The sequence below is a fragment of the Luteibacter anthropi genome (assembly GCF_023699965.1).
GTDB classification, from domain to species: domain Bacteria; phylum Pseudomonadota; class Gammaproteobacteria; order Xanthomonadales; family Rhodanobacteraceae; genus Luteibacter; species Luteibacter anthropi.
On record NZ_CP077072.1, the window covers coordinates 1,415,768 to 1,428,584 of the forward strand.

The window sequence follows — 12,817 nt, forward strand, 5'->3', positions numbered from 1 at the left end:
TAACGCGCCACCTTAAAGACGCAGGATACGAACCGCCTCATCCAGCATGCGCCTGGCAATGACACTGGCCGATTCCTCCCGCGCAAAAACCCCGGCCTGTCCCGACCACAACGGCTGGAAATCTCCCTTGCCCCGAGGCTCCGTCGCCGCACGCAGCGGTGCAAGCGGTCCGCCCGCCAGGGGAAACGGTAGCGCATCGTCCGACAATGGCCCCACTTCACTCATGACCCGGTTGATCACACCACGCGCAGGACGCCCGGTGAGCACGTTCGTCACCGCCGTATTGTCATCCCTGGCAGCACGCAGCGCAGCCTTGTGTACCGTAGCGCTGGTGGACTGATCGGACAGCAGGAATGCCGTACCCACCTGCACCGCCGCCGCACCCAGGCAAAGTGCAGCGGCCATGCCGCGACCATCACCGATACCGCCGGCCGCGATCACAGGCACGTCCAGCGCATCGACCATCTGTGGAACAAGCGCCAGCGTGGTCGGCTGGGTCGCCATGTCGTCGGTGAGAAAATTGCCACGGTGCCCGCCGGCCTCGTATCCCTGCGCGATCACCGCATCGCAACCATGCTCCTGAAGATAGCGGCCTTCCTGCACGGTCGTCGCGCAACCGATCACCTTTGCACCGGTCGCCTTCACGCGCTTCAGCAGCGCCGTATCCGGCAGGCCGAAGTGAAAACTGACCACTTCCGGCCGCATTCGCTCCACCATCGCGCACATGGTGTCGTCGAACGGAGCACGGCCCCCCGCGGCGGCGATGGCCGATGTATCGACAGCGAATTCCTTGAAGTAAGGTTCAAGACGCGACAACCAGCGCTGCATGTCCTCATCGGTAGGGGCGATGGGCGTATGCGCGAAGAAGTTGAGGTTGACCGGTGCGTCTATCGCTGCACGAAAGCGTTCCACTTCCGCCGTGACTTTTTCGACGCTGATGGACGAACACGGTATCGCACCAAGTCCGCCGGCTTTCGCCACCGCAATGGCGAGATCGGCAAGGCCGGAACCGGCCATGGGTGCCAGCAGCAAGGGCTGCGACACATGGAGGAGATCGAGGACGCGGCGGTCCGTCCAGACGGTCATGACGACTCCTTTACATGATTGGCAGGCGCGTGAAGGGGAGCGTCACGCATCCGCCCGAGTATACGCCTCTTGATCCACACGGACCGCGCTCCCATGTCACCGCATTGAAGCGTGCAGCTGGCAGGGCAGGACGATGGTGCAAGGCATACCAGCGGATATCTGGTGGAACGACGAAGGTGAACTGGTTGAGCCTGCGAATCAAGGTCGTGGCGGCATCAGCTGGGTGAAACGACGCACCATTCACGGTGCCGGTACGTTCTACGTGAAACGCCAGCGTGGATACCTTTATCGCAGCCCTCGCCATCCATTCGGAAGGCCCACCGCGTTACGCGAGATGCTTGCCATGCGTGCTTTGCGCAAGCTGGGCATCGCAACACCTGAAGTGGCATATTTCGACATGCGCCACCGCGATGGCGCGTGGGAAGCCATACTCGTCACGCATGCACTCGAAGGTTACGTCAGCCTGCAGGATGGCCTGCTTTCTGCACGCTGGCGGCATGCACAGAAGGAGGCCATCCTTCGCCTGCTCACCGATGCCACGGTGATACTGCACCGTGCACGACGCCGGCATGGCCACCTCTATCCCAAGGAAATCTTCGTTGATGATCGCGGCACGCAACCACGACTGTGCTTTCTCGATCTTGAGCTGAGCCGTCGCCAGTTTCGCGTGCGCGATGCTGCCGAATCCGATCTTCGTCATCTGCTGCCATCGCTGCGCAACCTGGGTGTGGAGGCTTCCCTGTGCCAGGCCATCGTGGATCGCTATAGACGCAATGGCATCGCTTTGCGCGACGAGCGCATCGCACCACGCGCAAGGCAACGCGCTTATTGAAGACGGGCCTATTCGCGCCATGTCCTCCCGGTGAGGCATCTCGGCCGACATGGGTAGGTCACCGCCAGTAAGGTCTTGCGCCAGCTCGAAATATTCCATCACGGAATTGACACTTAAATGATAACCGTTATCATTCAAGCGTCCTTTCTCTACCGGTTCGTCCATGCCTTTCCTGCCTGCGCGGCGCCCGCTTGCGGCCGCCCTTTCGTGCCTGTCGCTCTGCTCCGTGGCCCTTGCCGACGATGCGCCCACCGACACCCGCCCCACCGCGCTCAAGGAAGTCAGCGTCACTGCCACCCGTACGGAGGGCTTTGCGGCCCGCCGGGTCGAGGTGGGGCCCTTCCAGGGGCAGGACATCCTGGATATTCCCGCCACGGTGAACGTGGTGACCCGCGACCTGCTCGACCTGCAGCAGCCGTCCGGCCTGTACGACGCGCTGCGCAACGTGGCCGGCGTGACCCGGCTCCAGCTCAACGGCCTGGCGTACGACAACCTGTCGCTGCGCGGCATCGCGCTGGACAACCGCTCCAGCTATTACTTCAACGGCGTGTTGCCGTTCGACAACAATATTGCGATTCCCATGGAGGACAAGCAGGGCTTCGAAGTACTCAAGGGTGCATCGGCGCTCTACTACGGCTTCGCCGTGCCCGCCGGCATCGTCAACATGACCACGAAACGCGCTGGCGATACGCCAGTAACCCAGATCGGTACGTCGGTGGACAACAACGGCTCGGTCAAGGGCACGATCGATGTCGCCCGCCGCTTCGGCGACCACCAGCAGTTCGGTGTACGCGTCAACGCCGCCACGCAGAGCATCCACGCGCCCATCGACGACGCGCACGGCAATCGCCACATGGCGAGCCTCGCCGCCGACTGGAAGGTCTCCGATAGCGTGCTGCTGAAGTACGACTACGAGCACGTGGAGCAGGACCTGCCCGAGCAGGCCGGCATCACGCCGCTGCCTGCCGTAAAGGGCCAGGTGACACTGCCGAGGCTTCCCGACCCCGGCCAGTTGCTGTCTTCCAGCCAGCACAACACGCGCGCGCGTGCCGACACGCACCTGCTGCGCGCCGACTTTGCCCTGAGCGAAAACTGGGCAGGCATGGTGTCGATCGGCCGCTCCACCACCGAGCGCGACCGCTGGGCCTGGATCTTCCGCAACTATAGCCTCGTCACCGGCAAGGGCCAGCTCCAGGCCAGCCAGCAGAACGGCCAGCGCTACCAGAACACCAATGGTCGCGCGGAGATCAATGGCGCCTTCGATACCGGCCCGGTCACCCACAACGTCACCATCGGCTTCTCGCGCAATCGTCTTTTCCAGCCCGACTTCACCACGAATTTCTTCGTCGCCAGCCAGTCTCTCTATGACCCGACGCAGAACCTGGTGCTGAAGTCATCCGGCGCACCCAAGCCCTTCTATGCGCAGACGGTGTGGAACACGGGCACCTACGTATTCGACCGTGTCTCGCTGGGCGAAAGCTGGGAAGTCACCGGCGGCATGCGTCGCTCCACCTACGAAAGCCAGCAGTTCGGCACGCCTTCCACGGATATCACCAAGAACACACCATCGGCCAGCGTGGTCTATCGCCTCGACAGCCAGAGCAGCCTGTATGCCAGCTACATCGAAGGCCTGGAGTCCGCCGGCAGCGCACCAGGTACGGCGGAAAACCCCTACCAGGTACTGCCCGCCGCCGTGAGCCGGCAAAGTGAGATCGGCTACCGGCACCGCTTCGACAACGAGATGCTGGTGTCGGTGGGTGCGTTCGACATCCGCCAGCCATCGGCCGGCGTGGACGCCAACAACGTGTATGCGCTGAACGGCCGTGCCCGCTATCGCGGCATGGAATTCTCGGCACAAGGACATGTCACCACCCAGCTGTCGGTGGCGGCCTCTGCCATGTGGCTGCATGCGCGCCAGGTGGCTTCGACCGATCCCACCATCGAGGGCAAGACACCGGAAAACACGCCCCGCACCAGCGCCAGTCTGTTTCTCGCCTACGATATCGCGTCGCTCCCCGGGCTCGATGTCAACGCGGGTGCGTTCTACACCGCAAGCCGGCCGATCAACGACCAGGACCAGGCATGGATCGGCGGCTATACGCTGTTCTCCGCCGGCTCCCGTTACCGCACGGTGCTCTCTGGCAAGCCCGCCACCTTCCAGCTGAACCTGGAAAACCTCGGCAACAAGCGCTACTGGAGTGCAGCGGGTTCCAACCTGCTGTCCGTGGGCCTGGGCCGTACGGCGATGGTCAGCGCCACACTGGATCTGTAATCCGTGGCCCTGCAGGAGCGCGCCTTGCGCGCGACCGGTGAGGCGGGAGGGTATGGGTGATTTGAAGGTATCGCCTTGTGGCGGTCGCGCGCAGGCGCGCTCCTACAGACGCAAGGGGCCGGATCAGCGTCCGGCCCCTCTTTTTTTACCAGTTGACGCGCACGCCGACCGTGCCGTTCACCGCCTGGATACCACTGCCGAAGGCCTTCTGGTAACCCAGGTTGGCGTAGATCGACGTCAGGCGACTCACCTGTGCGCTGACACCCGCCGTCACTTCGTACCAGGTGCCGCGCAGGTTCGAATGGAACGGCACGAAGCCATCTTCGGAGGAAATCTCCGTGCGCGGATTCGCCGAGAACTCCTTCCATACGTTGCCGCGCAACCACGTCGTGAGCAGGCGTGGCTGCATGCCGTCGTCGAGTGCCCAGGTACGCGCCAGTCGTGCACCCGCGCGGCCAGCCAGTGAATTGGCGGTACCGAAGCGCACGGTAGCCACGGGGTCGGAGGCCTCATCGGCAGTGACGCCCTGGTAAACCAGCTGTGCCTGCGGCTCGATGATCCAGTGATCCCGCAGCTGGATCGGGTAACCGGCTTCCAGTGAGGCGGCAAAACCGAAGGCATCGGTTTTCAGGTCGGCAAGCTGGCCCGAACCCGAGCGCGCGGTGTACCAGGTGCCCTGCATCACGGCATCCAGGTACCAGTTCTTCGCGCCATAGTGCGTCCAGTAGCCACCGAAGGTGTAGGCATCGAACTTGTTCGTGCCCGCACGGCTTCCGTCGTAGTGGGTGACGCTGCCGTTGCTGTGGCCGATGGTGGCATACAGGCCGGCACGATTGCGCGAGCCGTCGGCGAAACGCTCGTGGACGAGATCGCCGCCTGCCTGCAAGGCCACGAAGTTGTCGTCGAACGACGGCCCTTCGTTGAACAAGCCCCCGCGGCGCGCATTCCACTTGCCATCCTGGCCGATCACGCGGGCCCAGACACCATTGCTCTGGTCGGCCGTGAGGTCGGCCTGCTCGCCCATGCGCTCATGCAAGGTGCCCAGCGTGGCGCGGCCATAGTTCACCATCATCGACGACAGCGCGGTGTAGTCGGAGATTTCGCGACGGTAGTCCGGACGTGGATCGGGACCGGGACCCGGGCCCGTATCCGGATCACCGCCATTGTCGCCCTCTCCGCCATCGATGCCATTGGTATCCGGACCGTTGTACTGCGAACGCAGGTACCACGCTTCCGGCGTGGCACCGTCGCGGCCGCCACGATACAGCGCGTACTCGTAAGGACCGGCAATTGCGCGGCCACCAAGCGCGAAGGCATCGGCCGTGGTCGTCGCGCCGCGCTGGGCGTCGACAAGCAGGATGCCGTTGCCCGGCGTGGCCTGCCCCAGGCCGCCGACATTTGTCACGTTCAATGTCGAGCGGCCGCTCGCCTGGCCGCCGTTGATCACGATGCGATCGGTCGGCGAATTGTCGCCGCCCAGCACCGTGTTCATGTTGACGACCGCGTTCTGGCCCACGTAATTCGTCGTCGTCAGCGTATTGCCGGTTCCCGTGCCGGCAAGGTTGAGCGCACCGGCATTGACCAGCGTGCCGTTTACCGTGAAGTTGCCCTTTGCCTGCCCTGCGAACAGGGGCATGGCGTCGGCTACCGCGACGGTACCAAGGTTGTTTACCGTGCCGGACACGGCGCCATAGCCACCCAGCGTGGTGCCGGCGGCCACCTGCACGCCGCCATTGCCGGAGATCGTGGCCTGCGCGTTCCGTGCATCACCGACGACGAGGTTGCCCCTGGCGATCGTCGTCAGGCCGGTATACGTGTTCGCGCCATTGAGCACCGTCGTTCCGGCTCCTGCCTGGGTCAGCGTGCCGCTGCCCGAGATGGTTCCACCCATGGACAGCGTATCGCTACGGTTCACGACCAGTGCACCGTTATCCACGACATTGCCAAGGATGCTGCCGCTGGTGCCACCCGTGCCGAGCTGCAAGGTGCCGCCACTGATCGTGGTGCCGCCGGTATACGTGTTGGCGGCGGTCAGTACGGTGGTGCCACCTTCGCTCTTGGTCAATGCACCGTTGCCGCCGATGGCACTGTTCACCGTGAAGGTGGTGCCGGCTGCCGTGGCGAGCGTGCCACCGCCGTCATGCAGGGTGAGTGTACGGTTCGTACCGAAATTCGTCGTGGTACGCAGGGTGCCCTGGTCGAAGTCGACACCCGTATTCACGGCACCCAGGTTGGTGTCCTTCGAGACCTGCACCGTGCCACCGTCGATGGCTGTGCCGCCCGTATAGGTATTGTCGGCTCCGAGCACGAGCGTGCCCAGGTCGGACTTGCGCAGTGCGGTCTGTCCCGCCAGTACGCTGTTGATGGTGGCTGTATAGCCCGCACCGAGGGCGCTGCCGTCGCCGACGCGGATGGTCGACTGGCCGGGATCGGCTGCCGTGCCGACCATGGTGATGGGATCACCGGTGACGACATAGCCATCGCTGGCGAACTGCATGCCGGCGACATTGACGTTGCCCAGGCTGTTGTCCACCGTGACCGTCCCCGGGGCGGCCGAGAAGATGGCGAAGGCGCGATCCGAGAACGGCGCGTTGACGGCGCCACTGGCATCGGTCCAGTTATCGTTTCCGTTGAAGTTCTGCCAGGTGCCGTCGCCACCGTCGATGTGGCCGTCGTTTTTGGGGCCTGCCGCGCCATCCCAGTAATTGAGGGTGAGGCCGTTGGTGTTGACCAGGTTGACCTGCTTGTCCACCGAGGTCTGCACGAAGAAATCCGGCGAGGGAATGGTGCCGATGTCCAGTCCGTTGTTGGTCAATGATCCGGTGTAATCGATCACCCGGTACAGACCGGTGTCGAAGGTGCCGCCCTGCGCCACCGATACGTTCAGCGTGCCATCCAGCACGAGGTCGCCACCCACGCGCGTGAGATCGTTGAACGGACCGCCTGCCACGTTGGCCTGCCCGAAGCTGTAGTCGAGGATGGAGCCGCTGCCCAGGTTGAGGTTACGGCCGATGGTGAGCGTACCGGGCGCGATGCTGTTGTCGCCCGGCGACAGGGTGGCGCCATCGGCGACAATCACCGATCCGCCGATCGTGCCACGGCCGCCCAGCGTCGCACCGCTGGCGACGTTCGTATCACCCGTGGCGGCGGACTGATTGCCGTTGACATAGAGCGCACCGCTATCAACGTCCGTGGTGCCGGCATAACTATTGTCTGCGGTGAGCACGGTGGTGCCCGTGCCTGCCTGGCGAACGGCACCTGCTCCTGAAATCGTGTTGCCCAGGGCCACCGTATCGGCGCGATCAAGCCACAGCTGCGCGTTGTTGATGATATTGCCCTGCACGCTGCCACTGGTGCCGCCATCACCCAATTGCAGCACACCGCCGGTCACGGCGGTGCCGCCGGTATAGGCATGGGTGCCGGTTAGGATCAGCGTGCCATCGCCTGTCTTGCCGAGCTGGCCTGCGCCGGTCACCGGCTGGGAGAGCGTCGTCGTCACCCCCGCGGCGGTATCGATGGCACCGTTGTTTGCCGTCACCGAGACGGCGCGCTGTGCGCCGAGATCGAAGCTGTTGATGAAACTCAGCGCACCGCCATCGAGCGTGATCGCACTGCCGCCCGCGCCGATCTGGTTGTCGGCACCGATGGCAATGGCACCGCCCTGGATCGTGGTTCCGCCGGTGTAACCATTGATGCCGGTCAGCGTAAGGATGCCCGCCTGGGTCTTCTCCACGGCACCGCTGCCACTGATGACACCGGTATAGGTGCCGTCATCAGGCTGCGTGAAACGCACCAGGCCACCATTGGCGATGGCCTCGGGCAGGCTTTGTGCACGCGCCTCAAGAATGCCGGCGGCATCCACCTGCACGCTGCCATTAAAGTTCGTATTGTTGCCGGTCAGGGCCAGGGTGCCCTGCTGCACGTTGACCGCCAGCGGGCTGCCACCCGCATTGCCGATGGAGCCATAGAGCGTCCAGATGCCGTCACCGGTCTTGGTCAGCGTCTGGAAGTTGCTGATATTGCCCGCCAGCGAGTCGCTGGATCCGGAGGCACCCGCCAGGGTCAGCGTGTTGGTCCCGCCGCCACCATCGAAGCTGCCGGTAATAACCGAATTCGCTTCCAGCGTCAGGTTGTCGTTGCCCCCCGCGAAGGACAGGCTGCCCTCCACGCGGGCGCCACTGCGATTGATGAAGGTGACATTGCCGCTGCCGCTATTGCCGATGACATTGGCATTGGCCGAGGCGCTGCTGCGGATGATGCCGTAGTTGTCCACTACGTTCGATGCGCCCGTCGAGCGATCCTCGAACCAGATGGCCGCGGCGTTCTGTGCGGCGATGAGGCCGTTGTTGACGATGCGGTTGCCCGACCCCATGACGTTGATCGCTTCGGCATTGGTTTGCGTACCGGTAGCGATGACCTGCGCACCCTGCGCGATATTGATCGTGCCGTTGGAACCGAACTCGATCGTGTTCTTGCCCGCGTTCCACAGGCCCGCACCGGAACTGGCATTGTTCTGCACGCTCGAACCCTGGTTCAGCGTGATCGCCACGTTGTCACCGAGGCTGATGGCGCTGGTGTTGCCCACGGTGAGCTGCGCGTTGGGCGACATCGTTACGGTAGAGCCCGAAGCCGTATTGGGGCCGTTACCGATGATCGACGTATAGGGATTGGGGGCGTTGGCATCGCATGTCGTGGCATTGCCATTGGTGACACAGGTGGCCCTTCCCGGCTCCGCATAGAGCACACCGAAAGCAAGCAGGCCCACGAGCAGGGACGACGTAAGAGCGCCATGCGCATCGCGCGGCGACGGACTGAGCAACATGATTTCCTCCTTCTGGACAGGCGCAACAGCCCGTGCCCGTGCAAAGGCACGGACAGCGATTCGCTGTGTTGTTGGGGAGCGGGGGCCAGGGCGCGCTTGAAGCGCTAGCGCCTAATCAAAAATGTGACCCAGATCACAATATTACCATTGCGTTGCCGAATCAGCGGGTGTGATGAGTGCCTGGCACCTCCTTTTCCTGGAAGCATTCAGCGTTGCCGCGACGCCGTGTCTGCGTCATATGCCGGCGTCCATATGCACGGCAGGCGCATGGCGCACCCTTGAATGCCTTGATACATCTGGTTTTCCGCTGGCGACGCCCGCGCCTTCATTTACCGGGAATTTTCATCGGATCACTCTGAATTACGAAACGTCTCATTATTTGAAAGCGCTTCGTTATTCAGGAGATGCATTATCTTTATTCACGTCACGTGCACGAATGTGTATGACTTCGCACACGTTAGATGCTTGATGCCCTTCGGAACTCATGGTGTCCCCACTTCGTGCCGGCGATACCTGCATTACCGGCAATAAGGCGCATGGACATGCGGTATTTGCCAATTAAGCATGGGCCGTCCATGCACACTTCGCCTCTGTAGGAGCGCGCCTTGCGCGCGACCGATGCGAGGCGAAGCGACTAGAACGTATGCCACCTTCAACGAAACCTGTCGCGCGCAAGGCGCGCTCCTACAGGGGTTTCGCGATCAGCTGGATTTGCGGAGCCAGCCGCCGCCGTAGCGACGTATCCAGTCGGGTGTTTGTGCGGGCAACGGATTGCTGTCCAGGCAGATAAAGCCCCTTCGCCGCTCGATGCAGGCGATATCGTCGAAGGCCACCACCATCGCATCGCCCGTCTCGATCAACGTCAGTCTGCGCTGGGACCAGTCCACGTCGTGGAGCATGCCGCGACATTTCCGTGTGCTGTTTCTCCGGTGGCGGAGAAATGACGCCACCACGTGGTGACCGATGCAAAGCCGGGTCAGGCGAGCTTCAAGCGCTGCCACTGCGGTGCTGGAGAAATGGCGGATAGCCAGCACGCCATCGAAAGGCACCTCGGTCTGCCGGTGCTCATTCATGCCATGGGAAGGCAACGGGTTGGGATAGTCGAACCGCAGGACGCGGCTTCGCGCGTCAACCGCGTCGACCATCCCCAGGACATGTGTTCCGCCAGTGCACCACAGTTTGACATGGTGGCCTCTTTCGATACCTCGAAAAGGCGTGTCTTCGTCCATCGTATGGTGCATGCGGCGTTCCCGGCAAAAGGCGAACTGTCGGCAGGAGGCCAGCATGTGTCTGTCGGATACATCGCCAAAATTGGTTTTTCGGACTAGTCCTATGGTTGTTTTGTGACGGGAGTCGCGGACACCGGATTTATGGCTTATTTGTCTGTCGGTACCTTGTACGTTGCTTTGCTGGCCTGGTCGCGCGCGAGGCGCGCTCCTACACACGCCGCTCTATAGGAGCGCGCCTCGCGCGCGACCGGTTCTCACCGTATATATCGATCAGGCGTCGACGGAGAGAACCTCAACCACGTAATGATCCCGGCCGTCCTCGTCCACCTCGACGATAAGGCCATGCACGTCGGATTCGAAGCCTGGGAACTGCTGGTTCTGCTCGCGCGCGAGCTGAAGCGATTCAAGGATGGCGTGGTTCGTACCGCCATAACGCTCGCCAGGCATGATCGTGGGGATACCGGGCGGATAAGGCACGATCATCGTGGCCGCAATGCGGCCGTCGAGTGCATCGATATCCACGCGCTCAACCTTGCCCTGGACAAGACGATCATAGGCTTCCGCCGGCGTAACGACGGGCTCAGGAAGTTCGGTGTACATCTCGCTCATGATCCGGGCGACATCATGGGTGACGTTGAAGCGGTGCAACGCATCGCAAAGATCACGCAGGCCGACGTCCTCGTACACTTCCGGATAAGCATCCACCAGCGACGGCAAGGCATTACGCAATGATTCATTGCGATCGTAAAGACCCTTGAACGACAACAGTTCGGTGGCCAGCGTGCTCCACTTGCCCTTGGTGACGCCCATGGAGAACAGGCACAGGAAGGAATAGAGATTGGTCTTCTCGACGGTGATGCCGCGCTCCCACAGGAACTTGGTCACCACGGCGGCGGGGATGCCGCCCTCTTCGGTCGACTTGCCATGCATGTCCAGGCCAGGCGTCAGCACGGTGACCTTGATCGGGTCGATCATCACGTAGTCGTTCGGCAGGTCACCGAAACCGTGCCAGGCCGCACCGGATGCCAGCGACCAGTCTTTCTGCGCCGTGGTCACCGGGCCGATGGTGTCGAGGTCCTTTTCCAGCTGGCTGCGCAATGCATCCGGCTGCCATACCTGGAACCACCACTCCTCGCGCGACAGCTCGCGCTCGATATGCAGCATGGCCCGACGGAAGGCGATGGCCTCGTCATGGGTTTCCTGTACCAGCGAACGACCCGCCTTGCCTTCCATCATCTTCGAGGCGATGTCGCAGGAAGCGATGATGCCGTAGTGCGGCGACGTGGACGTATGCATCATGAACGCTTCGTTGAAGCGCTCGGCATCAAGGCTGTGCTCGCGGCCATCGCGCGCGTGGATCATCGATGCCTGCGAAAACGCCGCCAGCAGCTTGTGCGTGGACTGCGTGGCGAACATCACGGCGTCCTGCGTCCGCTCCTTGCCCTTGCCCATCGCATAGTGGTTCTCATACAGCTCGTGGAACGCTGCATAGCCATACCAGGCTTCGTCGAAATGCAGGTAATCCACGGCGGAGCCGATGCGCTCGGCAATGGACTCGGCGTTGTAGCACAGGCCATCGTAGGTAGAGTTTGTGACCGTGGCGATGCGCACCTTCGCACCGTCCATATGGGCCTTGCTCGCCAAAGGGTGTGCTGCGACACGTGCGGCCATATCGGCCGGGTCGAACTGGTCGAGGCTGATCGGGCCGATGATGCCGTGGGCATTCCGGCTCGGACGGAAGTAAACCGGGACGCCGCCGGTCATGATGATCGAGTGCAGCAGCGACTTGTGGCAGTTCCGGTCCACGAATACCACGTCGCCGCGGGCCACGACGCCATGCCATACGATCTTGTTCGACGTGGATGTTCCGTTGGTGACGAAAAAAGTATGGTCGGCGCCGAAGTTGCGGGCGGCTTCCTGCTCCGCCGTCTTGATGGGGCCGCTGTGGTCCAGCAATGAGCCCAGCTCCGGTACGGAAATGGAAAGATCGCTGCGCAAGGTGTTCTCGCCGAAGAACTGGTGAAGCGCACGACCCACCGCCGACTTGGTGAAGGCGATGCCGCCGGCATGACCCGGCGTATGCCAGCTGTAGTTCGAGCGCGAGGAATGGATCAGAAGCCCCTTGAAGAAAGGCGGAAGCAGACGCTCCATGTAATCGTCGGCGGCGCGCATGATCTGTCGCGCAATAAACGCCTTGGTATCTTCGTAAAGATAGATGAACCCGTGCACACGCCCAAGCAGCTTGGTCGGCACCTGTTCGATGGTGCGCCGTTCACCGTAGAGGAACACCGGAAGGTCGCCACGACGGGCATCCTGCTCGTCCAGGAACTGGTACAGGTCGTCGAACTGGGACGGCCCCTCTTCCGTGCCGTCGATGGAGATCAACACGGCCGACGCGGCCGTGTAGGTACGACCGGCTGCATGCGCATCGGCCATGTTAAGGCCCGTGAGCACACGCTGGTTATGCGTGGCGATCTCTTCGGCCAGCGCGCGGATCAGGATGCCGTTGATACGCGGCGAGTTGAAGTCGTCGTCGATGATGACGATCGGGTAATCCAGCGAATTGAAATACATGG

The 12,817-nt window shown here is 62.7% G+C and carries 7 protein-coding genes; 3 read left to right on the plus strand and 4 right to left on the minus strand.

Annotated elements, in window-relative coordinates:
- Positions 1-12: 12 nt before the first annotated feature.
- A complete protein-coding gene (locus KR767_RS06435) occupies positions 13-1,086 on the minus strand; it encodes an NAD(P)H-dependent flavin oxidoreductase (RefSeq protein ID WP_250878518.1) in 1,074 nt (357 codons plus the stop codon).
- A 133-nt stretch (positions 1,087-1,219) separates the two neighbouring features.
- Here KR767_RS06435 and KR767_RS06440 point away from each other — a divergent pair, with 133 nt between their 5' ends.
- On the plus strand, positions 1,220-1,918 hold the full coding sequence (locus KR767_RS06440) for a lipopolysaccharide kinase InaA family protein (protein ID WP_250878519.1): 699 nt from the start codon (positions 1,220-1,222) through the stop codon (positions 1,916-1,918).
- A 163-nt stretch (positions 1,919-2,081) separates the two neighbouring features.
- Positions 2,082-4,190, plus strand: a complete 2,109-nt coding sequence (locus KR767_RS06445) for a TonB-dependent receptor (RefSeq protein WP_250878520.1) — start codon at positions 2,082-2,084, stop codon at positions 4,188-4,190.
- A gap of 145 nt (positions 4,191-4,335) precedes the next feature.
- Here the strand turns inward: KR767_RS06445 and KR767_RS06450 are convergent, their stop codons facing one another.
- Together KR767_RS06450 and KR767_RS06455 are read right to left on the minus strand one after the other, a co-directional pair.
- Complete coding sequence (locus KR767_RS06450) at positions 4,336-9,012, minus strand: autotransporter outer membrane beta-barrel domain-containing protein (protein ID WP_250878521.1); 4,677 nt, start codon at positions 9,010-9,012, stop codon at positions 4,336-4,338.
- A gap of 701 nt (positions 9,013-9,713) precedes the next feature.
- Entirely contained in the window at positions 9,714-9,911 is a 198-nt protein-coding gene (locus KR767_RS06455) for a hypothetical protein (RefSeq protein ID WP_250878522.1), read from the minus strand.
- Between the two features lie 54 nt (positions 9,912-9,965).
- On the opposite strand from KR767_RS06455, the gene KR767_RS06460 reads away from it, so the two are divergent.
- Positions 9,966-10,340 carry a hypothetical protein gene (locus KR767_RS06460; RefSeq protein WP_250878523.1) on the plus strand — a complete coding sequence of 125 codons (375 nt, stop codon included), beginning with the start codon at positions 9,966-9,968 and terminating at the stop codon, positions 10,338-10,340.
- A gap of 171 nt (positions 10,341-10,511) precedes the next feature.
- Here the strand turns inward: KR767_RS06460 and KR767_RS06465 are convergent, their stop codons facing one another.
- Positions 10,512-12,815: an Orn/Lys/Arg family decarboxylase gene (locus KR767_RS06465; RefSeq protein ID WP_166945588.1), complete on the minus strand. Its 2,304-nt coding sequence runs from the start codon at positions 12,813-12,815 to the stop codon at positions 10,512-10,514.
- Between the last annotated feature and the right edge of the window lie 2 nt (positions 12,816-12,817).

Coding starts and splice junctions, on each gene's coding strand:
- KR767_RS06435 (WP_250878518.1), bottom strand. CDS start 1,086: ATGACCGTCTGGACGGACCGCCGCGTCCTCGATCTCCTCCATGTGTCG.
- KR767_RS06440 (WP_250878519.1), top strand. CDS start 1,220: ATGGTGCAAGGCATACCAGCGGATATCTGGTGGAACGACGAAGGTGAA.
- KR767_RS06445 (WP_250878520.1), top strand. CDS start 2,082: ATGCCTTTCCTGCCTGCGCGGCGCCCGCTTGCGGCCGCCCTTTCGTGC.
- KR767_RS06450 (WP_250878521.1), bottom strand. CDS start 9,012: ATGTTGCTCAGTCCGTCGCCGCGCGATGCGCATGGCGCTCTTACGTCG.
- KR767_RS06455 (WP_250878522.1), bottom strand. CDS start 9,911: ATGCTCCACGACGTGGACTGGTCCCAGCGCAGACTGACGTTGATCGAG.
- KR767_RS06465 (WP_166945588.1), bottom strand. CDS start 12,815: ATGTATTTCAATTCGCTGGATTACCCGATCGTCATCATCGACGACGAC.